18 protein-coding genes and 5 pseudogenes are annotated in these 25,732 nt (G+C 37.1%); 5 read left to right on the forward strand and 18 right to left on the reverse strand.

The window, feature by feature from the left end:
• Window positions 1-207, reverse strand: a complete 207-nt coding sequence (locus tag ALW18_02775; protein AOE51533.1) for a thiamine biosynthesis protein ThiS — start codon at window positions 205-207, stop codon at window positions 1-3.
• Between the two features lie 591 nt (window positions 208-798).
• On the opposite strand from ALW18_02775, the gene ALW18_02780 reads away from it, so the two are divergent.
• Window positions 799-1,152, forward strand: coding sequence for a hypothetical protein (locus tag ALW18_02780; GenBank protein AOE51534.1), 354 nt, complete (start codon window positions 799-801; stop codon window positions 1,150-1,152).
• A gap of 85 nt (window positions 1,153-1,237) precedes the next feature.
• Window positions 1,238-1,693, forward strand: a complete 456-nt coding sequence (locus ALW18_02785; GenBank protein ID AOE51535.1) for a hypothetical protein — start codon at window positions 1,238-1,240, stop codon at window positions 1,691-1,693.
• 60 nt (window positions 1,694-1,753) lie between these two features.
• On the opposite strand, the gene ALW18_02790 is transcribed toward ALW18_02785, so the two are convergent.
• The 17 genes and pseudogenes from ALW18_02790 to ALW18_02870 form a co-directional block, all read right to left on the reverse strand.
• Complete coding sequence (locus ALW18_02790; GenBank protein AOE51536.1) at window positions 1,754-2,059, reverse strand: hypothetical protein; 306 nt, start codon at window positions 2,057-2,059, stop codon at window positions 1,754-1,756.
• 663 nt (window positions 2,060-2,722) lie between these two features.
• Window positions 2,723-3,138, reverse strand: a pseudogene (locus tag ALW18_02795) (1,3-beta-glucan synthase regulator).
• 73 nt (window positions 3,139-3,211) lie between these two features.
• Window positions 3,212-3,724 (reverse strand): annotated as a pseudogene (locus tag ALW18_02800) (RHS family protein).
• A gap of 64 nt (window positions 3,725-3,788) precedes the next feature.
• Entirely contained in the window at window positions 3,789-4,427 is a 639-nt protein-coding gene (locus ALW18_02805) for a hypothetical protein (protein AOE51537.1), read from the reverse strand.
• 405 nt (window positions 4,428-4,832) lie between these two features.
• A pseudogene (locus ALW18_02810) lies at window positions 4,833-8,513 on the reverse strand (hypothetical protein).
• A 347-nt stretch (window positions 8,514-8,860) separates the two neighbouring features.
• Complete coding sequence (locus ALW18_02815; GenBank protein AOE51538.1) at window positions 8,861-9,244, reverse strand: hypothetical protein; 384 nt, start codon at window positions 9,242-9,244, stop codon at window positions 8,861-8,863.
• A gap of 475 nt (window positions 9,245-9,719) precedes the next feature.
• A pseudogene (locus tag ALW18_02820) lies at window positions 9,720-13,397 on the reverse strand (hypothetical protein).
• Between the two features lie 19 nt (window positions 13,398-13,416).
• Window positions 13,417-14,751, reverse strand: coding sequence for a hypothetical protein (locus tag ALW18_02825; GenBank protein AOE51539.1), 1,335 nt, complete (start codon window positions 14,749-14,751; stop codon window positions 13,417-13,419).
• Between the two features lie 2 nt (window positions 14,752-14,753).
• Complete coding sequence (locus ALW18_02830; GenBank protein AOE51540.1) at window positions 14,754-16,529, reverse strand: hypothetical protein; 1,776 nt, start codon at window positions 16,527-16,529, stop codon at window positions 14,754-14,756.
• 350 nt (window positions 16,530-16,879) lie between these two features.
• A complete protein-coding gene (locus ALW18_02835) occupies window positions 16,880-17,563 on the reverse strand; it encodes a hypothetical protein (protein AOE51541.1) in 684 nt (227 codons plus the stop codon).
• 105 nt (window positions 17,564-17,668) lie between these two features.
• Window positions 17,669-18,211 (reverse strand): hypothetical protein, encoded by a 543-nt coding sequence (locus ALW18_02840; protein ID AOE51542.1) that lies wholly within the window; start codon window positions 18,209-18,211, stop codon window positions 17,669-17,671.
• A 20-nt stretch (window positions 18,212-18,231) separates the two neighbouring features.
• Window positions 18,232-19,170 carry a hypothetical protein gene (locus tag ALW18_02845; protein ID AOE51543.1) on the reverse strand — a complete coding sequence of 313 codons (939 nt, stop codon included), beginning with the start codon at window positions 19,168-19,170 and terminating at the stop codon, window positions 18,232-18,234.
• Window positions 19,171-19,174: 4 nt separating this feature from the next.
• Entirely contained in the window at window positions 19,175-19,570 is a 396-nt protein-coding gene (locus tag ALW18_02850; protein AOE51544.1) for a hypothetical protein, read from the reverse strand.
• 98 nt (window positions 19,571-19,668) lie between these two features.
• Window positions 19,669-20,058 carry a phage tail protein gene (locus ALW18_02855; GenBank protein ID AOE51545.1) on the reverse strand — a complete coding sequence of 130 codons (390 nt, stop codon included), beginning with the start codon at window positions 20,056-20,058 and terminating at the stop codon, window positions 19,669-19,671.
• A 155-nt stretch (window positions 20,059-20,213) separates the two neighbouring features.
• Window positions 20,214-21,527: a hypothetical protein gene (locus ALW18_02860; protein ID AOE54286.1), complete on the reverse strand. Its 1,314-nt coding sequence runs from the start codon at window positions 21,525-21,527 to the stop codon at window positions 20,214-20,216.
• 64 nt (window positions 21,528-21,591) lie between these two features.
• A complete protein-coding gene (locus ALW18_02865; protein AOE51546.1) occupies window positions 21,592-22,056 on the reverse strand; it encodes a hypothetical protein in 465 nt (154 codons plus the stop codon).
• A 16-nt stretch (window positions 22,057-22,072) separates the two neighbouring features.
• Window positions 22,073-23,062, reverse strand: a complete 990-nt coding sequence (locus tag ALW18_02870; GenBank protein ID AOE51547.1) for a hypothetical protein — start codon at window positions 23,060-23,062, stop codon at window positions 22,073-22,075.
• 309 nt (window positions 23,063-23,371) lie between these two features.
• Here ALW18_02870 and ALW18_02875 point away from each other — a divergent pair, with 309 nt between their 5' ends.
• The 3 genes and pseudogenes from ALW18_02875 to ALW18_02885 all read left to right on the forward strand — a co-directional run bounded on the left by ALW18_02875 (window position 23,372) and on the right by ALW18_02885 (window position 25,725).
• A complete protein-coding gene (locus ALW18_02875; GenBank protein ID AOE51548.1) occupies window positions 23,372-23,929 on the forward strand; it encodes a hypothetical protein in 558 nt (185 codons plus the stop codon).
• Window positions 23,930-23,931: 2 nt separating this feature from the next.
• Entirely contained in the window at window positions 23,932-24,861 is a 930-nt protein-coding gene (locus ALW18_02880; protein ID AOE51549.1) for a hypothetical protein, read from the forward strand.
• A gap of 402 nt (window positions 24,862-25,263) precedes the next feature.
• Window positions 25,264-25,725, forward strand: a pseudogene (locus ALW18_02885) (hypothetical protein).
• Window positions 25,726-25,732 lie beyond the last annotated feature (7 nt).

Genomic DNA, 25,732 nt, shown 5'->3' on the forward strand with positions numbered 1-25,732 from the left:
TTACCCGCCCTGTGTTGCAGAAATGATAAGGATTTGATCGGTAGGATTAAGGAGATGCGAATTCCAGTCGGTTCTCGGAATTACGTGATTGTTTACGGCAACAGCAATGCCTTTTTGTTTTTGAGGAGACTCTATATCAAGCAGTGCCTGAACAGTAAGTTCATCAAAATCAAAATTCCGGGTTTGGTTGTTTATAAATAATTCCATTCCTTATTGGTTAAGTATATTATAGAGATATACTTTAGGAATGGCTGCAGTATGTACGCAAAGTGGTACAATGAAGTCATCTTACTTTTCCCTACGGCAGTATGAACTGCATCAGGTTCAGAGGGTAAAATCTCAGCCTACATAATTGTAGACACCCCTAAAGTGTAAGCAAATGTAAAATTTTAATTTTAATAACCGTAAAAAAATTACATCTATTGCTAATTGATAAACTCGTCTGTTAAATTTAAACCCTGCTCCACATAATTATAAAGCTAAATGTTTTATAAAATTAAGATTCACTAAAAATGAAATTGATAACTTTATAATAATTGTTTGCTCTGCTTGTTATAAAACGAAGATGACGGGTAGGCAGCTTGTCGAGGAGGCTGTAAGGGGCCATGCACTTTCCACCCGTTCGTGTATGGCATAAAAACTAACGTCGGCGTGCTTTGCACGGAAACCGATCAGCAACGCGGCAGGATGACAGGCAGAGAACAATTTTTTAATCTCTAAGGTAGAAGTGTTGATAATTGATTTACAGTTTAAAGACCAATACTTTTATCCTCTTTAAATATATACTATATTTGGCAGATGAAATGGTTAAGGGACTTTGCAGCCTGCCTGCTTCTGCTATTCACCTTCCTCCTTTGTACAAATGGAGCCGAGGCTTCGTGGAAACCCTTAAAGAAACCCACACAAGACGCTATTGATAAAATTGATTTTGTTAAGGATGCAGCTTTAATTGCCAAACCTTATACAAGTCAAAACCTTTCAGAAGATCAGCGTACACCTTCCCCGCTTACGGCAAAATGGTTTGTTTCGTACATAGAAACACATTTCACCGATTTTAGTCCCCTAACTAATAATTCCTTCTTTATCAGGCAGGACATTAACCGATGCCATAAGGTATCACTCCTGCTCTTTCCTTTTCATATTTTCTGGTAAATAACACTGTACCACAGCGGTTTAATTTATGGCCTGAACTATACCTAATGTTCAGCCTGACTTATTATTTACTTAAAACAAAAACATGGATACATCGTCATTACTAATTGGCCTTGTGCTTATATTAATATGCGCACTACCAATTATCTACATCATTAATACGCAGAATAAAAACAAGAAAAAAAAGTCCGAAATATTTAAAATGTACGGACAGGGTAAGTATAAATTTAAAACGGTTGAAAACCATTACCGTAAATTATATGCTCTTGATACCCAAAACAAAGGATTTCTTTTTGCAGATCTGGATCAGCCCAATACCGAAGCGTCATTTATCGACCTTACAAAAGTTAGTTCATGCCGCGCTGAAGAAACTACTATCGGTACAGATGCAAGGATATCACTTCACTTTAAATCGCCCCAGAGAGACGATGAAGATATTATTCTGTATGATTCAGGAAAAGATAAACTTAGACATTCTTACTGGAATGAAAATATAATTATTGCCAAAAAATGGCAACAACTTTTAGAAGACAACATTTAAGTTTTGTTTGGTTAATTATTGTTCAGAAGAAAGGGGTCGTTTACGATCCCTTTTTGATTTTTAGATTATGCTAACATCGGTTTTCTGAAAGCGACTGAAATAAGAAATAACTCTCTTAATGATAATTTTTTTTTCATCTGCCGCTATATTTTTTCCATTATCCCAACGGATTAACGAGTTTTCAAAAATGGTGTCATTTCTAACCTGAATGTCAATTATTATAGCGCGATCACTATCTATTTCGTGATAAAATAATCCTTCACCCCTATTTACTATCCTAACTTTATAATTAGAAACAATATTATATTCGACCATTGGCCCTACAGCCTGGTCATTTTTTAATTCCTGTATATAATCTAGTTTCATGGTTAAGAAAATTAATTATTGCCATCTTCCTGTTGCCAGATTATCATAATATAAGTCTAACTAATCTTTGTCGATAACTCCTGCTCCACTAAGATAATCAATTATTTCAATGGCAAACTCTTCATCTTCAGCACAACCGGTAGTACGTGCTATCTTATCGTATTAACAAGGTAGTATTTGAAAGATTTAAATATCAATGAAAATTTTAAAATTTTAATCACATTTTCACTTGTATTGTAGATAATTTGCCGACAGAACAATATTCAAGATAATACTTTCTAAACCGATAAGCATTTCTTTTACAACTCTTTCTTCAACGTCAAAATTATCCAGGTTTTCAAAATCATGTTCATCAAAATTTAAAATATTTTGGTGAGATGGATCTATAAACAACTCATTAAAAGAAATTTATAAGTCATTATACCTGAATACCAAATTACTAGCTTCATCAAATACTGAATAAAATTTATTAGAAACATTTATATGTTTGACATCACTTAAGCTTTATAAATCCCAAAAAAGCTTCTCGTTGTAACTTAGATTTTCAAATTTCGAATTTATAAATTTTACATATTGTTATGTATCATCAGAGATTTATTTAGAAACGAATAGTAATTAATTGTTGCTTATACTTAAATACAAACGAGGTTTCTTTCCAAGTTTTTAATCTGGGAGATTATCTTCTATCAATTTTTCAAAAGAGTCGGCTAATACTACATATTCACCATTATTATGATCAAATAAAAGAATTTTGCCTTCGCTATCTATCATAATGGGACTACCTGAACCATCAAATGAAATAACATATTTATCTTCAAAATCAGGAATCCATGATTTTCAAATTACTTATTTAATTCAATAATATCGACGTTTTCTAAATCGTTTAAATTTTTAAAACTATAAATACTATATCCTACATAAGCCCCTCCAAACAATTTTATAAATTGTTTATAATCACTATCAAATGAGACTTTGAGTAGATTTTCAGCTCTATTTATTTCCTCATCAGTTGCTAAATTTTGCGTGTAGTCTTCGTCTTCCAAAAAAGCTTTTATTCTTTCAATGACTTCGTTTTTCATACATATATGTTTATTTACATTCAATCGAAATACCTCTCGTATTTAATTCCTTTTCAGCTCTGTCCTTCCAATATTATTTTCTCAATTGATCAAACCTTGCTCTATCTACAGGATCTAATGGGCGTGGTTTTGGAAAAAATGGATGTTGTTTCTTATTTCCAAGATTGTGCGCCGATCTTGGCATTTCGATTATTGGTCCTATATTCTGTTGTTTTTGATGATGTAAAATTATAGTTTCACCTTTAGCATTAATAGGAGATTTTCCAGACCCTTTAGGATTATTATTAGCATGATAAATTTTTGTTAATTCTTTATCTGATAAATGACTTAAATCTTGTATGTTTTTAACTTGTAATGTTAGACCATCAGAAGATGTAAAAACGGTAGAAGGCCCTCCAGATAAACCAAAAACATCTATTAAAATTAGAGAATCATTTATATAGCTATATAGGTTTTGCATTCCTCCTTCAAGCCCAATAGGATCCTGACTCAAATAACTCCCCGTATCACTGCTGTAATACCTAAACCTATTGTAATACAATCGGGTTTCTATATCCTCATACTGCCCCTGATACCTAAACGGTACAAGCATTTCTCTAATTAATAAAAAAAGAGCCGTCCATTTGAACTGCTCTTTTTCTGATATTAATTTATTTACGTACTAATACTATCCTATCTTTAGTACCAGTACTTAAAACTGTTGGATCGTTAGAATAGATCTGATATAATAACTCGTCAAATTCTAAACCCTTTGGAGGAGAACATGTAGAGAGATCACAATTGTAAAAATTCACAAATTCTCCAAATTCAGCATTAGTAAAATCTACCCTATTTAGGCAAGCATCTTTCGATGGATTTGTTTCATATATACCGTTAAAAGATACATCATTAAATTTTCCTGATAATTTACAATCTCTAAAAATACTCCCATTAAAATTTACATTGTTAAATTTCATTTTTTCAAAAGTGCAGTCTATAAATTGGGTAAAGTCAAATTCTTTACCTTTGTAAACACACTTTTCAAATTGGCAATTTTCATAAATACCTTTGTTACTTCCTAAGGTAGTATTTGAAAAATTTAAATCTATGAATGAGCAATTTTCAAATTTTGACTCATAAAAAATTTTTGTGCCAGATAGATTAGATTTTTTAAAAACACATTTTTTAAACGTTACATTTTCAAAAATAGCACTATTAAAATCTGTAGCAGTAAAATCATATTCCTCAAAAACCTTATTAGTGATTTTTGTCTTTAATTCCCAAATCTTTCCTTTTTCTGTTTCGTTCATAATATAAATAATTTACCAAAAAATGCCCGTTCCCTCCCCGAAATCAGGATCATATTTATTTTGATGTGTTCCTTTAGCCCAATCTTTTTCCGTTGTTAAATCCCAATATTTATTTTCTTTTGGATCGTAGACATCAGGCCCTACCTTTCCTCTCGGAGTCGTAGATAAATGAGATAGGTCAGGATCTGCATCAACTTTAGCTTTAAATTTTGTATCAATTTGTGTACCCATATATAATCTCTCTTTTTTAGCTGCCATCATTTCATGATATGCTTTAATTTTGGGATCTGAAGTAGCTACAGAGCGATTCAATGACCTTTGAATTGACGCTTGCTGTTTTAATGACAATTGAGCTTCCGATTTTGCGGCATCTGCATGAGCCTGAAGTTTTTTTGTTGTTGCACAATCAAGACCGGAGGGATCAAGCCAAATATTAGAATCCTTGACATATCCGTATAATGTGGGATTATTACCTGCCAATCCAATAGGATCCTGGCTAATATACAATCCTGTAGTAAAATCATAATATCTAAATCTATTATAATACAGCTTTGTCTCCAAATCTTCATATTGTCCCTGATATCTAAAAGGTATAAAAGAATTTTCTCCTTCAAGTTTACGGATTTTACCATAAATATCCAATTCGGCTTCCCATACTTTTTCACCGTTTTCATTAAATGCCTGACATGGTGTACCTAAATAGTCGGTAACAATAGAATATTTTTGATTCCCTTCTATTTTTGCTGTTGGCTTAAAGGTGCCTTCCTCAAATATCCAGGTTATTAAATTGTCAGATACCGGTTCCGGCTTGTCTTTTACAAGGAAGTCAGAGTCATCAACCAGCCACTGTGGCCTTTCATTTATATTATACTTCCATTCGTGTAGCGGCGTATTACCGTCCCAAACAAAACGGTTTATAGTATCATTTACAATTTTCGCAGTCCTTCTTCCCAGTGCATCATATTCAAAAGCAACTTTGCTATTATCAGGCTTAGTTACTTGTTTCAGCATACCGTTACCTAACCAGTCGTATTTCCAGGTGTCCTTTCCTTCTTTAGCTATAAGGTTGCCTTCCCCATCATAGGCATATTTATATTCCGTATCTCGAAGCAGTTTCCCTCCTGCCCCGTATTTCCTGTCGTTTTTCTGTTTTGTCTTAAACAGATTACCAACCTCATCGGGTAGTTTATAGTCGTACTGCCCGTCTTCATATTTTGCCCATGCAAGATTGCCAAAAGCATCGTGGGCATAGCCAGTTTCACCTCCTGTAATCTCATTGACCGTGCGCCACAGGCGGTTGTTAGCGCTCCAACTGTATTTTCTGTTCCTTGCCGACCTGCCTTTTGATTGCACTTTGTGCAATACCGGGTGACCACCATTATCATACTCCCAGTGGCTTTCTATACCGCCACTCATAACCCTGCTTACTTCCTGACCCATAGCATTATGCTGAAGCCTCATCTCCCATGAACTTTCTAACAGTTCTGTTTGTGCCTCCGTCGCTGAGAGGTTACCCATTTTATCATACTCGTGGGCTATCTGTGCACCAAGGCTGCTTGTAACTATCGTTCTGGCACCACTACGGTTGTAGGTACTTAGTACGCTGTGCTCCCCTTGGGTGTCCCGGATTATCCTGCCTATGGCATCTCGCTTTAGCTCAACAGTTACCTGAGGGTTAACAGCCTCAATAAGCAATCCCCTTTTATCGTAACTGAATGCTTCCCAGGTTTCATCATAATATTCGGCTCTAATAATTCTGCCTACAGCATCATATTCATACTCTGTCCAGCGGTCATCGGGCCTGTCGATGCGTACAACTTTTCCTGTCCTGTCTCTTTGGTAATAGCGCCTAAGGTCATCAAAGCCTATTTCTTCTACTACTTCGCTATTGGCATTTCGTACAAAACGGTACAGTTCGTTGTGTTCGTTTTTAATATTGACAAGATCTTCGTTACGATTGTAGTTGAATTCTACCTTAACACCATTTTCTTCCCTCATCTTAAGGCTTCCAAGTGGCGTATAGGCAAACTTTACATCATGCTCGTTGTCTTTTGCATGGATAACTTCATCGTAGGCATTATAGCGTAATTGCACCGAAGTATGGTCAGGATGTATAATTTGTGTTACACGGCCTAAAGGATCGTAGCTAAATTTTTGCACACCCCCTTCAGGGTTAACGGCTCTTTCTACCTCGCCTTTTTCATTGTAAGTCCATGTAGCAACTTCACCATAAGGCAGTGTAAGTTTTAAAAGGTTAAACTCCGCATCATATTCCAGTTGAGTAATGCCTTTGTTTACATCGCGTATTTCGCTTACAAGTCCACTCTCATTATAACTGAATGCGGTAATTCCTTTATCAGGAGCTATCGTCGTCTTAAGCTTTCCGTCCTCATTGTAATTCCATATCGTTGTACCGCCTTCAGGGTCATTGGCAATAACAAGACGGTCATTTTCATCATATACATAAGTATACTGTGCACTATCGGGCTGTATAACAGCTGTTAGGTTACCTTTATCATCATAGGTATAACCGGTAAGATATCCTTCCTCGTCTATTTCCCTGTATAGTTCGAAGGTTTCGGTGTATTCAAAAAATCTGGAATTGCCAAGTGCATCTCTTATCTGCGTGCACAGAAAATCTTCATTATAATAGTAAACCGACTGGTTACCCAATGCGTCGGTAATTATATTATAGCCAAGTTCAGGGTGGTATTCCAGCCAGCCCTCAAGAAGCCCTTCATCGCCCCAGGTATGTGTACAGCGTTTCGCAGCATCATATTCCCAGTAAAAGGTCTGCCCGTTCCTGTCGGTCTTGGCAACCATTAAGTGGTTATCATATTCTATAGTTACCGCTTGTAATAATGCATCTTTAATCACAGCAAGATCACCGGCTTCGTTATACTCATACGCTACCAAAAGGAACCTGCCTTTCAAAGATTCAAGGTAAATACCCGATATGCGGTTTTTATGGTCAAGGTCAAATGTAATTACTCTGCCACAGCTATCGGTAATACCCACCAATGATTTTCCGCTATAAAACAGGCTTACTGCCTGCCCTGATGTATTGCTTATGCTTACAGGTACATAATATTCGCTGTCAACCGGTGTGTAATGGTAGTTTAATCGTTTGGTGTGGTGATAAAGGTTGTAGTTGTTTCCTTCGCGCTTTAAGGTGAGGCGTTCCATGCGGTGGTAAAACTCCTGCCCGTCTTCCAATATCGGGAAACCGCAGGTTCTGCCATCCGGAACGCACACCGCAATTACCTGGTCATCGTATACTATTTTCATCGGAAGGTCATAGCTATGGTGGTAGCCATGCCCTAACTGGTGTTCATTTTCTGCATCGGAATTCCATACACGTTCCCATACTAGTGGTATAGGGCCGGGAAGTTCAAAATCGGTATACTCATAAAATACAATGCCCTGTATAAGGTCTACGGGTTCAAACCCTTTTTTACACAAAAATTTACTTAAACGGTTCGATTTTCCAAATGCCTTTTTCGCCAGTTTGTTCAATTTTTTAAGCAACTTGCTCATGGCTTTGCCTAAAACTTTAAACAGTGCCCCAAAACCATAGCCCGCCAAAAGGTTGATAAGCATACCCATAAAGTCGGGTACATAAGGGCCTGCTATATTCACAGGCATGCCTGTAGGGATAGGTAAACTGAAGCTTGTCGGTGCAAACAATGACGGTATCGGCCTCATTTTCTTACCGGGGGTAAGGCTAAGTGGAATACCAATATCGTTACACGTCATTTTCATGTAGCCCTTTGGGCTGATGCGCCTGCCTTCTATGTACGAGTTTACACTTCCAAAAAAATTCATCGACTCATGCCCTATCATGGGCATCATGGCAAACGGACCTGTAAATAATGGTATGTGTATAAAGGTTAGAATGTTTCCTCCGGTGTCGGTAACACCTCGCGGAATACTGTTAACATTTACTGTAGAACCTATAAATGGTATATAATCCATAATATCCATCACAATGCCTATGTACGGATGTATAGGGTTAAACGGAGGCAGGGTATTAAAGTGAATATCAATCCCTATTATAGGTGTAAAATGGTTGTTGGTTAACAGCATGGCTTACAGTTTAGGTATTATCGTTTTGTCCTACATGAAATCATAACCTTTTTGAATAATTATTATTAAACAAATCACCTTCTTAATATTGTTGTCCTAACGCATTAATCTTATTACAGTTTTAGAAATATTTTTCTCACAAAATAAATTTAATCTACTGTAACTTATCTTTCACTATATACATCCGTATATAGAAAAGCTTTTAATTCTGAAAAAATTCTTTCAGGATATAGAAGCTTTACCAAATAACAAAAACTCTACCTCTCATTTTATCATTGAACAAACCTATTTAAACTCCATCCTATTTTTTGGTTTAAAACCATACACCATTATTGCCTATTGTAATTCTATTTTGTTAACGAAAAATCTGAAAAGGTAAAATCTACCAAACTAAAATTACACTTCGTTTCATAATTTTGATTTTGTGGAGTTAGTAGCACAACAGTCTGATCCGTTTTGCCTTCTATATACCAAATTGAATAAACGCCTTCAACTGTTGTACCTATATTCGGCATAGCCGGATTAGCAATAATTTTTCCAGCAGTATCATAAATAAATAGGTTACGCTCCCCTACTTCCCGATAGTCGGCTATAATCAAAAATTGCTGTAAACTTTCCATAAATTCTATCTGGAAAATTTTCTTTGAAAATGAAAGGTTTACTTCGCTTCCATTATAAACCCACTGTATAATTTTATCGTCTGTTACTTCTAAGCTTTCTAAATTTTTCATTCTAAATTGGGTATTGCCCTATTGGTTTTAAATAATCCATTCGGTCTGCAGGATTAACTGTCATTTGAATTTGAGAACCTCCACCTGGTAAATACTCACCTGTAATGGCGTCTACCTGAGGCCCTACCGGACCTGTGTTTACAGGAATGTCTTTTATAACCTCATATTCCTGAACATGTGAAAGTTCGGGTTTAAATTCTTTTGTGACAGCTAGTTTTTCCCTCACAGTATTTGCATCCGGTATAGCGTCTGTGGTTGCCCATCCGCCCGGCCTGTTTGCCGGTTGCCCGGGAGACATTGCCATTCTTATTTTTTGCCCTGCCTTAATAGTACCAGGTGTAGGTGTAACGCCAATTGGCCATGGACTTTTACCTACTTTTAAATTATCATAAGCAGCTGCAGCTTCAGCGGGAGAATTAAATCTTCCCTTATGCTGCTTTTGAAAAGCATTCCAGCTGTTCGGCGAACATTCGCTTAAACCAAGTATATCTATATATGAATTTACATCCTGCACATAAGCATACATATTAGGATTAGATCCTGCCAACCTAATGGGATCCTGACTTATATATGTTCCACTATTGGGATCGTAATACCTGAATGTATTGTAATACAATCCGGTTTCTATATCCTCATATTGTCCCTGATATTTAAATGGTATAAAATCTTTTTCTCCTTCAAGTGTACGTATTTTACCATATATATCCAATTCGGTTTCCCATACTTTTTTACCATCTTCATCAAATGCCTGGCATGGTGTACCTAAGTAATCGGTAACAATAGAATATTTTTTATTGCCTACTATCTTGGCTGTAGGTTTAGCCGTGTTTTCTTCAAAAACCCAGGTTATAGAATTTTGATCAACCGGCTCAACACGATCCTGTTTTAAAAACCCATTTTCATCTACAATCCATTTTGGCTTGTCGTTAATATCATATTCCCATTCGTGTATCGGATTATTACCGTCCCAAACAAAACGCTTTACCGTATCTTTTACAATTTTAGACGTACGTCTGCCAAAAGCGTCATATTCAAATTCTATTACACTTCCGTCCGGTTTATAGACACTTTTCAGCATACCATTACCAAACCAGTCGTATTTCCAATTATCCTTTCCTTCTTTAGCTATAAGGTTGCCTTCGCCATCATACGAATATTTGTAGTTTGCATCACGAAGCAGTTTACTTCCTGCACCATACTCTTTATCGTTTTTTTGTTTCGTTTTAAATAAATTTCCAACTTCATCGGGTAATTTGTAATCGTACTGTCCATTTTCATATTTTGCCCAGGCAAGCTTACCAAGTGAATCATGGGCATATCCGGTTTCATTGCCGGTAAGCTCATTCATCATTCGCCATAAACTATTATTGGCACTCCAGCTGTAACGTCTATGTCTTACAACTTTATTCTGAGACTCTACTTTATGTAATACAGGACGCCCATAATTATCATAATCCCAAATAGCATTCACATCTCCACTCATTTTACGCCATAACTCCTGTCCGGCCGCATTATAACCCTGCTGCATCTGCCAGGAATCTTCCAAATCCTTTGCATATGCTTCAGTTTTAACTAAGTTACCCATTTTATCATAATCATAGGTAACATTTGCTCCAAGGCTACTTGATAATATTTTTCTGGATCCGTTTCTATTATAGACACTATTCACAGAATGTTCTCCCTGAATATCCTGAATTATCCGCCCAATAGCGTCCCGCTTTAGCTTTACAGAGATTGTATTGTTGACTCCTTCTATAATAACACCACGCTTGTCATAACTATAGGTTTCCCACGTATCATCGTAGTATTCTGCTCTGATAGTTCTTCCTAAGGCATCACGTTCAAATTTTGTCCAGCGGTTATCAGGCCTTTCAACTTTCACAACCTGCCCTGCTCTATTTCTTAGATATTTTCGGGATAAACTATCAAAACCTATTTCCTCAGCAACTTCGCCATTAGCATTCCGTACAAAGCGGTACAGTTCGTTGTGCTCATTTTTAACGTTGATAAGCTCTTCATTTCGATTGTAGTTGAATTCGACCTTAACACCATTCTCTTCCCTCATTTTAAGGCTTCCAAGTGGCGTATAGGCAAACTTTACATCATGCTCGTTGTCTTTTGCATGGATAACTTCATCGTAGGCATTATAGCGTAATTGCACCGAAGTATGGTCAGGATGTATAATTTGTGTTACACGGCCTAAAGGATCGTAACTGAATTTTTGCACAGCGCCTTCGGGGTTAACGGCTTTTTCTACCTCGCCTTTTTCATTGTAGGTCCATGTGGCAACTTCACCATAAGGCAGTGTAAGTTTTACAAGGTTAAATTCAGCGTCATATTCTAACTGGGTAATGCCTTTGTTTACATCACGTATTTCACTTACAAGTCCGCTTTCATTATAACTGAATGCCGTAATTCCTTTATCAGGAGCTACAGTCGTCTTAAGCTTCCCTTCCTCATTATAATTCCATATCGTAGTACCGCCTTCTGGATCATTGGCAATGATGAGGCGGTCATTTTCATCATACACGTAGCTGTATTGTGAACTATCCGGCTGAATTAGTGTTGTTAGGTTACCCTTTTCATCATAGGTGTAACCGGTAAGATATCCTTCTTTATCAATCTTTCTATATATTTCAAAGGTTTCTGTGTACTCGTAAAATTCTGAATACCCCAACGCATCCTTTATCTGAGTGCATAAAAAGTCTTCGTTGTAATAGTAAACCGACTGGTTACCCAATGCGTCGGTAATTATATTATAGCCAAGTTCAGGGTGATATTCCAGCCAGCCCTCCAACAGGCCTTCATCACCCCAGGTATGGGTACAGCGTTTCTCAGCATCATATTCCCAGTAAAAGGTCTGCCCGTTCCTGTCGGTCTTGGCAACCATTAAGTGGTTATCATATTTTATAGTTACGGCCTGAAGAAGTGCATCTTTAATCACAGCAAGATCGCCGGCTTCATTATACTCATACCCTACCAGAAGCGACCTGCCTTTTAACGATTCAAGGTAAATGCCCGATATGCGGTTTTTATGGTCAAGATCGAATGTTATTACCCTGCCACAGCTATCGGTAATTCCTACTAATGATTTTCCGCTATAAAACAGGCTGACTGCCTGCCCTGAAGTATTGCTTATGCTTACAGGTACATAGTATTCACTGTCAACCGGTGTGTATTGGTAGTTTAATCGTTTGGTGTGGTGATAAAGGTTGTAGTTGTTTCCTTCACGCTTTAAAGTTAAGCGCTCCATACGGTGGTAAAACTCCTGCCCGTCTTCCAATATCGGGAAACCGCAGGTTCTGCCATCAGGAAGGCATACAGCAATTACCTGGTCATCGTATACTATCCTCATCGGAAGGTCATAGCTATGGTGGTAGCCATGCCCTAACTGGTGTTCATTTTCTGCATCGGAATTCCATACACGTTCCCACACCAATGGTATAGGCCCGGGAAGTTCAAAATCGGTATACTCATAAAATACGATGCCCTGTATAAGGTCTACAGGTTCAAAGCCTTTTTTACATAAAAATTTGCTTAGGCGGTTCGATTTTCCAAATGCCTTTTTTGCCAGCTTGTTCAGCTTTTTAAGCAACTTGCTCATCGCTTTGCCTAAAACTTTAAACAATGCCCCAAAACCATAGCCCGCTAAAAGGTTGATAAGCATACCCATAAAGTCCGGTACGTATGGGCCTGCTATATTCACAGGCATGCCTGTAGGGATAGGTAAACTGAAGCTTGTCGGTGCAAACAATGACGGTATCGGCCTCATTTTCTTACCGGGGGTAAGACTAAGCGGGATACCAATATCATTACACGTCATTTTCATGTAGCCCTTTGGGCTTATGCGCCTGCCTTCTATGTACGAGTTTACACTTCCAAAAAAGTTCATCGACTCATGCCCTATCATGGGCATCATCGCAAACGGGCCCGTAAATAACGGTATGTGTATAAACGTTAGGATATTTCCCCCGGTGTCTGTAACACCTCGTGGAATACTGTTAACATTTACTGTAGAACCTATAAATGGTATATAATCCATTATATCCATAACAATGCCTATGTAAGGATGTATAGGGTTAAATGGAGGAAGGGTATTAAAGTGAATATCAATCCCTATAATAGGTGTAAAATGATTGTTGGTTAACAGCATGCTTTAAAATTTAGGTATATTATTTTTGCTGTTCTACTTCATCAAACTTTTGTTGAAGGTCAGTCTGCCAGTTAACTCCGAAAAGCTGTTCCATTCGCTGTCGTAAAGCTGCTGTTTCATTCGGAAGTTTGTAGTGGTTGGCGTCTATGTAATGATAGGCTATAAAGCTATAATCGGTAACGCTTAGGTCATCATCTGTAAGCTCCAGCCCTATCAGGTAACCGTCCTGTAAATGTTCTAAATATTCAGGAGCAAAACCATGCGTATGGCACAGGTAAATAATAGTTTTGTATGCAGATATGGCGTTCGCCAACTGATTATGCTCTTTGCTTAAATTAGCCTGCTTTATAAAATAGTCAAGAGCTGTTCTGTGATCGCTATGCATAGAGGCCAAAGCTCCCATATATCCGTATATCTGTATTAGTATCACCACATGATTGGCATCCTGCTGTACTGCTCTCTTGGCAATCCCTTCTGCTTTTTCAAGCATTAGCTGTGTCTCTTCCTTAGCCGGAAAATGCATTAGGAAACCGGCATATATTAAATGCGCCGATGCAAACATGCTTTGATCTCCGGATCGCTGTCCGGCATCTATCAGCCTGCTTCCCCAATGATCAAGATCCTGTCTTTTATTGTTACCCGCAGCCTCACCCATTTTCATCATACAGGTTCTAAACTGTACCTGCGGATCGTTAGGGTTACCCATAGCAGCCAGTTCGTTTACCGCACCACGCATATCGAGATTTGGCGGTGCAACAGTAATTACCTTTCTGTTTTCTATGTTCTGAACCGAATCAAAATAATTATGCCCTGCATAATCTACAATCGCAAATTTTATAGCATAGGCAAAATCATTTCTGCCTACAAAAGCGCTTATCCATTTTGCATATGCGTCGTTTTCGCTAATACTTCTGGGAATAAGCGTTACAACCAACGGACGCGTTTCGCCACTGGCATATTTAGAAAAATCATGAAGCATTTCTTTTAAAAGGCCTGCCCCCGTATCACCCTGTGGTAAATCGTTTAATCTATCGCGGTATATAGCAAAATCCCAGGCTTTAGCCTGTGGCTGCTCTTCAATACCCTGCTTGTACATATCAATCCAGTCAGAAATTAGCATTCTGGCAAAAGTTTCCTTAGATCCAAATGGCGTAAACAGCACAACAAATATATCCTCGAGGCTTCCATGCGGAGAAGATTCCAGTTTAAAGAAACCGTTTAAAAAATCTACATCTTCGTTATGTATAACCCAACGTGCTAAATTATAAGCAGGTACCTTCTCGGTAGCTTCCGACCAAATATTCTGAAGCTTGCTTATCCTTACAGCGACAGGGTTGTGTTCATGGTTCATCATAACTAATTCAGATTTAGAATTGTTCCTTTCACATTAGTTGTAACAGATCCGTTCACATTTACCTGCATACCATCTATACTAACATCTTTTTCACCTGTAAGGCTTAACGATGGTGCTCCGGCTTCCACCTGCGTATTACTCGATATACTAACCGAATCGCTACCGTCTATCGCAGTAGCTTTAGAACTTACATTTACATTGTTCTCGCCGATTATATTAATTTCCTTAGAAATAAAATCTATTCTTTCGGGCGCATTTATGGTTATCGATTTTTCGTTGGTATTTAATACAACGGTATTACCATTTTTATCAGATATCGTAATAGATTCCGCTCCATCGGTATCGTCAAATCGTATTAAATGCCCTCCTCGGGTTTGTATCGCTTTAAAGTTGTTGCTTGAGTCGTTCTGGCCACTTTTACCAGATCCGTTATACATAGAACCTAATACAAAAGGTTTCTCTGCATTACCGCCTTCAAAACCTACAAGCACTTCTTCGCCAACTTCCGGAATAAAATAAAATCCTTTGCCGTTACCCGAATGCGGATTTATCATCCTTACCCATGGGCTATTACCTCCTTTATCTTTTTGCCATGCAAAAGCAACTTTTACCCTACCTAATCCGGACGGATCATTATTATCTATAATTGTTGCCGGCTGCGATTCTGCCATCGGGATGCTGTGGACGTTACCATAAGGCGGCGCCTCAACAGTATCGGGAACAGCATCAAAAGTGTTATGATAGTTACCCGATTCATCACAAATGTGAGTAATATCGGTAATTAAATAGTTGCCATAGCTCTGTTCTTTAATACTATCGGCAGAAATACCCGTTAACGAGAACGATGGCTCTTTTACCACCACAATGTCTCCCGGTCGCAGTCCTGTTTCATCGGAATCTCCTTTGGCTGTTACCAAATCGGCAGCACGCGATTTAAGCTGCATGCTAACTCTTTCGGTAAGATGGCTTTTAGAATTACCTTCTTCAAGCGCGTTAGAGTATAAGAGTGTAGATGTGTTGGGAAACATTTTCTTAGAAGCATCAAATACTTCTTTTGCATATCCCTGTGCCTGATAACCGGCTTCAGATGAATTTGCTTTTTGGGTATCTCCGTTAGAAGCGTCATACCCTATATATTCAAATCCAAGCGATTTGGCTCTCATCTCGATATTGAAAGAATGCAGTGTTCGGCCGTACTCTAATGTATAAGTTTTAGATTTCGGCTTGCCAAATTGAAGTTCTTCGCCGTTAAAATAAAGCCATTGCCCTTTTTTCTGTGCCATACGGCAGATGAAGGCAAAGTCGCTCTCGGCATACTGAACTGTATATGGAAGCGTAGAATCTTTTTGGATATCAACAGATGGTTTCAATTGCCCGGATGGATACGATTTCATTACATCGTTTACAATGTCCGTCAATGTCATATCATTAAAAGAACGGATGTTAGGGGGGCCTTCCATCAATATGGTTGGGCTAAATCCGTTTATTATAATACCGCCAGATGCTCCGGCAGTACGTACCAACTGTGTTTCGGTAATTACGCCGTTAAAATTTAAGGGTGCTTCTGCAGACATATTGGTCGCTGTTATGCTTATGTTTATAGTTTTACCTATATAACCCTGTGCTTTTTTAATAGCTTCTTCAATAAACTCTTTAGGGAGCGGTTGCAATAGCGAAAACCTATGGTGCGTATGTACCTTTTGGTCTATCACCAGTCTTGAAAATCTGGTAAGATCCTCTCCATCTATCTTAATGGCTACACTCGTGTTAATTGGCATAACTTAAATTTTTAAATTTGTAATTTAGAGCAGGATGATTTGATTGTGAAATTACATTTTTGAAAAGCCTATTAGCATTTTTTAACAATACCTTTTAAAAACTTTATGATTTAAGAAACACAATTAACCATCTAAAAAAGAACATATTACACATAAGTAAATTTAATATTAACGTAAGATTAAATAAAGGCTGCCACAACAGCAGCCTTCTCTCACTTTAACCAAATCCAGGATGAATAATCACCCCACTACTTATTTTTAACCGGAATATTTTCTCCGGATATTTTATATTGTTGTGGCATTAGCAAAGCCAGTATTTTCAATTCAATAACTAACCTTTTCACACATGGTTAATTTAAACTATCTGCCTGCAACTGTGCCCTTTCATAATCAGGCTGAATAACCAGTGCAGCTTTGTAATCTTCAAGTGCTTTGTCCTTATTTCCTAAATGTAGGTATAAGTCGCCTCTGTTGGTCAATATCTGTGCGCTTTCGGGCTGACTTTTAATAGCCATTACGTACGCTTTTAGCGCATCAGTATCTTTTCCAAGATTGTGTAGTAAAGCGGCCTTAAAGTTGTAGCCTATACTCCACTGTGGATATTTTTTGTTTAAGGCATCGATAGTTTTTAGTGCTTCAAGTATTAAATTCCCCTCTGCTTCTGCAGTGGCTTTATTTATATAAAACCATTTATTATCAGGGTTTAATACCAGTGCCTGGCTAAACGATTTTATAGCTGCTGCGTTATGGCCCAGTTTAGACTGCATTTTACCTTTAAAATTTTTTACATCTGGATTTTTAGGTTGTAGCTCTTCAAGCTTAAGAGCAACAGCAAGTGCCTTAGCGTAATCTTTATTTCGTATCGCCTGCCCTGCTTCCTTATTGATATCCTGAAATGCAGCAGACTGTGCATTTATCCTTTCGGTTAACCGAGTGTTCTCAGCCATCATTTCTTTCATGTAGGCATTATCAACGTCATTTGTACTATAGGAATTTTGCTGTGCCTGCAATGCATTGCAAACCAGCATAAGCATATAAATATGTATAATAAACCTCAACATACCTGTTTTTTAACAAGCATGGCATTACCATGTTAAGCTGTAAATAAACGGGAGAAAAATAGAATTATACTTTGAAGGTTACCATTGCGGTTTACCTTCAACCATATTCAACGGATGGAAAACATAATATTCCTTATAATAATCTGTAAAGTATTTATCGTCAAATTTTCCTTTTCCTTCATGGGTTGACTTAACAATTACAAAATTGTTACCGTCAACGTAACCGTATTTATATTCAAACTGCTTTCGTGGTACTACTACACTTTGTATAATTAATTTACTACCCCGCTGCTTAAAATAACCTTCAAACAGGGTGTGATCTTTTTTAATAAAGTCTTTCTTTACGACAGTAATGTAGTCCTGATCTGTTTTAATACTATTTTCAGGATCGAGCGTTAAATTGCTTTGTCCGGTAGCATAAAATTTATAAAACCTATGCTCTTTTGGCTGTTTTGTTGTTCCTCCGTTTTCGTCTGTCCAGATACGATCAAGAACATACACGCCATCGGTTCTTACTGCAGAACCTGGGCTAATAGTAAAGCTTTCATCATAAAATGAATAATCGTTTTTTTGATAAAGCTTCTGGGCACATGAGGAGAATAATCCTAAAAGCAATAGCATACAACAAAATCTAAACTGCATTAAAAGCCTTTGTTTAATGTGCCGGGGCTGTATTGAAATTCCCACTGGTTAGGCCTTTCAGATGGTATAAGGTGGAAGTTTATAATCCTGTGGATCATATCCTGAGAATACATATGTCCGCCACCAAGCCCGTTTGCGCCGTAGTTACCCTGAGGCGTTCTTAGCCTGAAAGAAGTTCTGCCCTGGTTTAAGTTAAAAGAATGCTGATCTGGAGTCCATGGAACATTATTCCTGTTCTCCTTTAAAAAGTCAGTACCTACTTCGGTAGCTGTGGTTGGGGTGTAATCAAAAAGTTTATTTTTTGTTTGCTGCATCCAGCTTCCTGTATTAGAGGCTTCAAAAGCTTCTAAATTCCTGTCTGCTGCAAGCCTGTCTGTTTCGCTGTCAGAATCTGTATCAGCAGTAAAAACATCACTGGCAATAATAAGCTGGTAATTGCTGTTTTTTGCACCAACGGTAATATTACCACCACCGGTCCACCAGCGATCATAGCCGTCGCTTATACCTATCTTTTTAAAACCACCAAAGTCGTTGTACGTCTGAAAACTGAAATCTTCAGCCCTCAACTGCACAAAACCTACATGCTGGTTCCTGTTGCTGTTGTTAAAAATTAAACTTGACCCTACAGTAGCAGAATATCGATAGTTGTCTTCCATACCAGTGCCACTGTCTAAATGCAGCGGGTAAATATCCATAGGGTTGCCTTTTCCGCCCCCAACAGTTACTTTACCTGTAAGAACAGTATCAAAATGCCATTTGTTAGAGTCCTGTCTGGATCCAATACCGCCATTATAAAAATTTACGGCCAGATTAGCTCCGGGGTTTACAAAACCCATCTGCTTGCTAACCCCCACACCAGCTGTTCCGCTCATGTAAGGTTTACCTGCACCAAAGTGCCAGGTTAAGCCTGCAAAAAAAGTAGTTTCAAGTTCATTCATAACATTACAGCTTTAAAGGCCAGTTTCTTGCGAACTGAGAACCATTCATATTTATTTCTTTTGCTGAGACTACAATTTCTATTCGCATAGACATTGTGTTGTATGCCACAAATGCTTCGTCATACCTTATGCAATAGCCTTCTTTAAACTGAAGTTCGCGCATTTTAGAAATGGCGTCTCTTCTGTAAAAAGTAAGCTTACCGTTTTTAGTTTGAGAATTACTTACCATCCAGTCAAAAAGCATTGTACTTTTACTGGATTCTACCACTACCCTTATTTTTCCCCCTGAAGGATCTGCCGAAGGTTTTCCACTTTTGTCGGTGTCCTGTCCTAAAGTACATTGAAATTCAAGTACATTCATTACTTCACCATCAATTTCAAGCTTTGCTAAGAAAGACATAATAAATGAGTTATTTAGTTAATAATGAATTAGAAAATTGAAATGAAAAGGGAGTGCGATACTGCAAACCCTTTTCATTGTTCAATACTTTTCTAATCTTAATTAGCCCATTCGTTTATGTGCTCTGCGTTTCCTGAAGAAAATTCTTTAGCAGAAATTGTGAATGTTTCAACTAGAGGATTATCTCCTGTAGCATCGAATTTTTCATTGTACTTAACAAGGTAACCTTCTTTGAAAGTCATCTCTTTAAGTTTAGCATCGGTATCACGCTTTACATACTGAATTGAACCGTCTTTTCTTTCGAAGTTGTTGGTCATCCATTCAAAGAAGAATGAATCGCCGGTAGATTCAACAGTTAATGTAATTGTACCTCCACGGGTAACAGATGATGGGCGGCCTGTTGCATCAATGTCCTGATACAGGTCATATGTAGCATTTAAAATGTTTAGTTCTTTTCCGCCAACTTTAAGTTTTGATTTGAATGACATAATAAAAAAATTTAAGAATTAATTTTAGGTTGATTTAATAAGTAAGTAGTAGGGTGATTTATTATGCACGCATCTAAATTAGTGAATAGTATTTTCTTTATTTCTTAATAATATATTAAATAAAATATAAATATTTAAGGTTCAGAACCTTAAAACTATGCTTCAGCATATTCTGTATCCCATTCTGTACCTTCATCTCCTTTTTGACCGTCCATTCTTATAAGAAAATTCTTAGCTGGGAAATAAGGTTTTAAACGTATATCTACGAATATTCTGTCTTTTTGATTTAAGTCCTGCTCAAAACGTTTGATCTCGAAATCCTCAATAAGTTTATCCGGTCCAGATACGTTATCCAGGAATTTCACAATCTGGTTAAGTATCTCTTTTCTGGTTTTAGCATTAAAGTTTTCAAATGCCCTACGGTTAAGGAAGTCCATAAGTACTTTAGTAACGTAATCAAATACGCGTACTACAGAGTAAGTTTGAAGCCCTAGGTTGTCTCCGCTAAACAATGTTTTACCAGAGAAAGCCATTACTTTACCATACTCATTTACCATTGGTATCAAACCAAGGTTTTCAAGGTTGGCAATTTCGCTTTTCTTAAGATCAAACTTAACACCGTCTACCTCGTTAATACCACCATGTTTTTTACCGGCAGTTACTTGAGACATAAGCGTATTGTATACTTTACCGGCAAGTGCTGCAGAAGGCGCTATATATAGATTTTCTTCTTCTTCAATTTCGTCATATTTTCCACGCCCTACCAGCCAGTTACACGTCATCATAACGTTAGACCTGAATGTATCGCCACCGGTAAGGTTAGCCGATTCAAACATTTCCATAACATCATCCGGTTCATCCAGATGCTGGAAATCTGTTATAAGCATAACTTTATTTTCGTAGGCAATTTTACCCCACTTTTCAATAACTTTATTTGACCCAAGATATCCCGGAATAACAAGTAATGCATAGTTTTGCCTTAAATCAAGACGGTCAAAACCATTAACAAGCTCCTCGTGAATATGATCTATAAAACGTGAGTTATCAAGATCTTTAAGCTGGTCTAATTCAGCATTAAGAATAGAAATATTTTTAATTTTACTTTCTTCTGTATTTTTATAAAATAACTGAAGCGTTCTGTAACTCTCTTCCAGTTCTTTAACCTCTTCTACAGCAGTAGCAAGATTCTTTTTAAGTGACTTTTCAGATTCTTCAGATCGCGTTTCGCATTCCTGTACAAGATCAAGAATACTGTCAGACTGTTTTAATGTATCTGCCCAAAGCTTAAGAACAGTTTGAAGTTCGCTGCGTTCTGCTTTTTTAGCATTTTCGCTTAAAAATATATTTTTTCTTGCTTTACGTTCTGGGTTAAGATTCTGTACTCCTTCAATCGCTCCTTCAAGCAGATCAAAACCTCCATATTGCAAAAAGGAATCAAGGTTTTGTTCCAGGGAGCGGGATGTAAGCACATCCTGTTCTTTTACATTGCTTGCAGCAGTGGCTTTACTATTGTCAGGGTTTATCATACAACTACTATTTATCGGTTTGTTCAAGTTCAGAAATAAGATTTTCGATTGATGCTAAAAGTGCTTTTTTAGCCTCGGGATCCTGCAATGCAAGCTTTAAAACCTTATTGGTTTTAAGTTGTTTGATTATTTTTTGATATTGCTCATTTTTTGTTTTAAGCCCCTGTAAAAAAGGACTCTGTGCGATTAAACCGTTTAATGTAAAATCTCCAACATTTTTAAAAGCAAGTTCTTCGCGGCTAATGTGCCCTTTGTCATCTTCAAAAGCTACTTTAACTCTTGGGTCAAAATGCTCAAACACTTCATCCATGTTTTGCAGTCCTGTAACAATTTCGGGTTTTACAGGTGTATTAGGGGTAAGTTTCTGCGCAATAAGAGTTTTGTTTTGTGGTATTTCCAGGATAGCTTCCTGTCCTTCAACCCTCACCTCATTACCACCTATACCATAACTATTGTTAAATGTATTAGCCATACTATATTAAAGTTTTTTAATTGAACAACGTTTTATATTTATAATCCAGCACAATAAGAGATGCGCATCCGTCTTTATCTTTATGAATTGCAACACTCTTAATTCTTATAGACCTGCTGCGTATAGCATCGTCAAGCGCCTTAAGAGAAATTGACTCTTTTTTTCTAACCTGTACCAACGGCAGGTTATCTCCACAGAAATATCGCAACATATTATCATATGAAAGCCTGTTTTCAGACACTCCCAATAACAACGATTTAAGTTTCGCTTCGTTAAGGTCTTTTAGTTCCGGACCGCGTGTCGGAGCATCGGGTATACTATTAAAGTAATCACCTATCGCATCTCCCCTGCCTTCTCCTTTTCTTTCAAGCCTTTCTTTAACCCAGTCTTTCTTTTCTTTTTTTGCCGGAAGTACAGTAATAGACTGGGATGCAGCATATTTTGTATTACCATTTACCACCAATGAAATCACTTTTTTTCCTGGTAACATAAAGGTGTATGACGGGTTTTTATCAATAGCGTCTATTTTGCCGCTGTCTCCAAATCTCCATTCCCAAGATTTTGCATTAGCTGTAGCATCATTAAACTGAACTGACTCTCCCTGGTAAACAACTTTGGGAGCCGATAATTTTGGAAACAGCGCTTTATCAAGAACTTCTTTCTTCGGTATGATCGTAATTACCTTTTCAACGGTGCAATTATTATTTACTATAAGCTTTACCGTATATTTACCTTCTTTAGCAAATGAGTGTGCAACTTTAGATCTGTAAGACGGATCTGTACCATCTCCAAAATACCATTTCCACTCATAAGAATCTGAAGTTTTATCAGAAAATGTTATAAGTTCATCTTCTTTAAATGATGGAGCGTTTACCTCAAATTCTTTTATAGAACACGAGTCTTTAGAGTTAATTTTAAAGGCAAGCAGTCCGCAGGAAATAATAAAAATAATTATGAATGTCATAATTATCTTCCCGTCGAAGTGCGTCTTGATCTGAGATGCCATATTGCTTCATTTTTAAGCGTGGAAACCATTACTAATCAGACTATAAAGATTAACACTCCCTAGTCATTCTCTAACAAAGCAATCAAATTTTTTGTAAACCAAAACCGACATTAACAAAACATTTTAAAAGAATTAACATAACGGTATGAATTATCATACTTATCCTATAAATGTTTGTTAAAACTTATATAATGAAAAGTTAATTGATTTAACGCGGAGCCAAAAAATATTAATTTAACACTGTTTTTTAAGGGTAATAACCCGAATATGTTCGTATAAATCGCTTAACAGATACTAAATATTAAATTAATGATTTCTTGTCGTTTTAACAAAATACTTATTGTATGTGCAGTAGCCTCATTTTACTCGTCTTGCGGGCCAAAAAAAGACTTTGTAATTACTGACGATTATGTGAGTAAAGAAATGGGAATAAATCCTATAGAAAAAAACAAAGGAGTGCTTAGTGAAGATGATAAAAATTACGTAGCAAAAAAGCTTGGTGTAAAGCCTTCACAACTTACAAATGATAATTTATACTCATTTATAAAAAAGAATGAAAACAGGAATAATGCTAGCGCAGGAATTACTGCCCGATTGTATGCAGAGGTATATAACAAAAAGGTTTTAGGCGAGCCGGTAGACATACTGGCGGATAAAAGACTGGAACTATTTAAAGATACCGGCAGCTTAAGAGAAGGGGATCTTGTATTCTTCAGGACAAATAGCGAAGAAGTAGTAACACATGTTGGTGTGTACTTAAAAAATGATCACTTTTTTTCCAGCCAGAATAACAAAGCCGAAATATATAATTTAAAAAAAGGAAGCTGGAGAAAGAATTTTGTTTCCGGTGGCAGATTTAAGCAATAGATATGCTGGACAACCAATTTTTTACAGAAAATTATCGTCGCTTAGCCCGCTTTGATGTTAAGGTAGAAGTGCTTTTTAACGCACTACTGGAAAATAACATTAAAGATGCTAATATTATAATTAAGCCAAACGGCCTGTTTTACAGGAAGTTTAGCAAAGACCTTATGTCTATAACTGAAGATCCTGTTAACCCGGATATACTTAATATTTCGGTTAGCCGTGATGGTTTTTATGACATACTTCCGCAGAGTATAACCCACGATTATAAAGGCCGTGAGGTACGTGAAGATCCGGTACAGGATTTTAAAAGCAGGAAAAAAGAGGAAAAAGAGGCACGTTTCTTTTTCAATCCGCTTGAAAATGAACTTTTTCGCTTTAGGCATTCCATAGAAAAATACGAATCGGGCTTTTTTGCCTCGATGAGTACTTACGGCATCGCCGACATTATCAGGACTATACTGGGTGTCGAGAAAGAATTACCCGATTTTTTAGTCGTAAAAATGTTTTATGCCCTGATGAGGCAAAAAACAAATCCAAAAAGTAAAATTGAAGATTTATGCATTATTCTCGAAGAGATTATGGGTGAGCATGTCTCATTTACATCAGACAATATTCGTCTTGAGCATGTTTTTGATATAGAGGAAAAAGCAGAGGACATGATAATGGGCATTAACACAACACTTGCCAGCAGTGAGAAAATATTTTTAAAGAAATATAATTTTAGTGTTGGCCCTTTGCAAAACCCGGACAACCTGCCGTTATATTTTGGTGGTCAGGTATTGGAAAATTTCCTTACTACCTTTTTTAACCTGTTCATACCGTTTCACTCTCAATTCTCATTTGAGATACATTTAAACCCTGAGGACGAACTGTTCTCAATGGACGATAACACGATATACAAATCCAGATTAGGAATTTCAACAGTTTTATAAATGCGTAAATATTTAACTCAATTAGGTGGTGCAGAAGTCTTAGTCTATATTTTGTTAGCAGTAGCAATTGCTATGATGCTTACTATATTAATAGGCATTAAAGTTCCTAAATTAAGAAAGGAAAAGAAAAAATATATAATTTATATACTAATACAAGGGCTTGTATTTCTTGTATTCGGTGCAATACTCTATAATCTTAAGGGTACCACATTAAACGCCCGTTTTATTACCACACAGATCTACATGCTTATTGCAGGATCTGTTCACTTAGCTACTTTCAGGGGTTATTTTAAAAAGTTTGAAACCAATGCTATTTATAAAGAAATATGCATTGCATTTATTTCTGCTGTTTACCTAAGTGCCTTCGTCATTATGATTGTAGTGCACTTTAGGGAATTGACGTATTTGCCATATACACTTGGCACATTACTATTTTTCCTTGTGCCTACCCTGTGTTACGAGCTATTTGAAAGCGCTGTATCTATTCCTGCAAAGTTGCACAAAAGATGGTTTTATCCTGTAAACGTAAAATATCCGTCGCCACAGGCAGCAGATATGAGAAACATAATTATCCTAAACTTCGTTTTCCAGAAAAAAGAAAACGATAGCCAGATGATCAATTTTAAAGTTAAAGCACCCCGTGCTTTTGAGTTTGGAAAACTGTTTTACTATTTCATTAATGATTATAATGAAAAGAACCCTAACAGCCAGATACACTACCTCGACAACAAGAGCGAACCTTATGGCTGGTATTTTTACACTAAACCCAAGTGGTTTGGCTCTTCAGAATATATAGACCCGGATCATGCCATAGACATGAACAATATAAAAGATGGGGAAACAATAATATGTCAAAGAATCTAACACAATA

Source organism: Flavobacterium psychrophilum, from assembly GCA_001708385.1.
Taxonomy (GTDB): Bacteria; Bacteroidota; Bacteroidia; order Flavobacteriales; family Flavobacteriaceae; genus Flavobacterium; species Flavobacterium psychrophilum_A.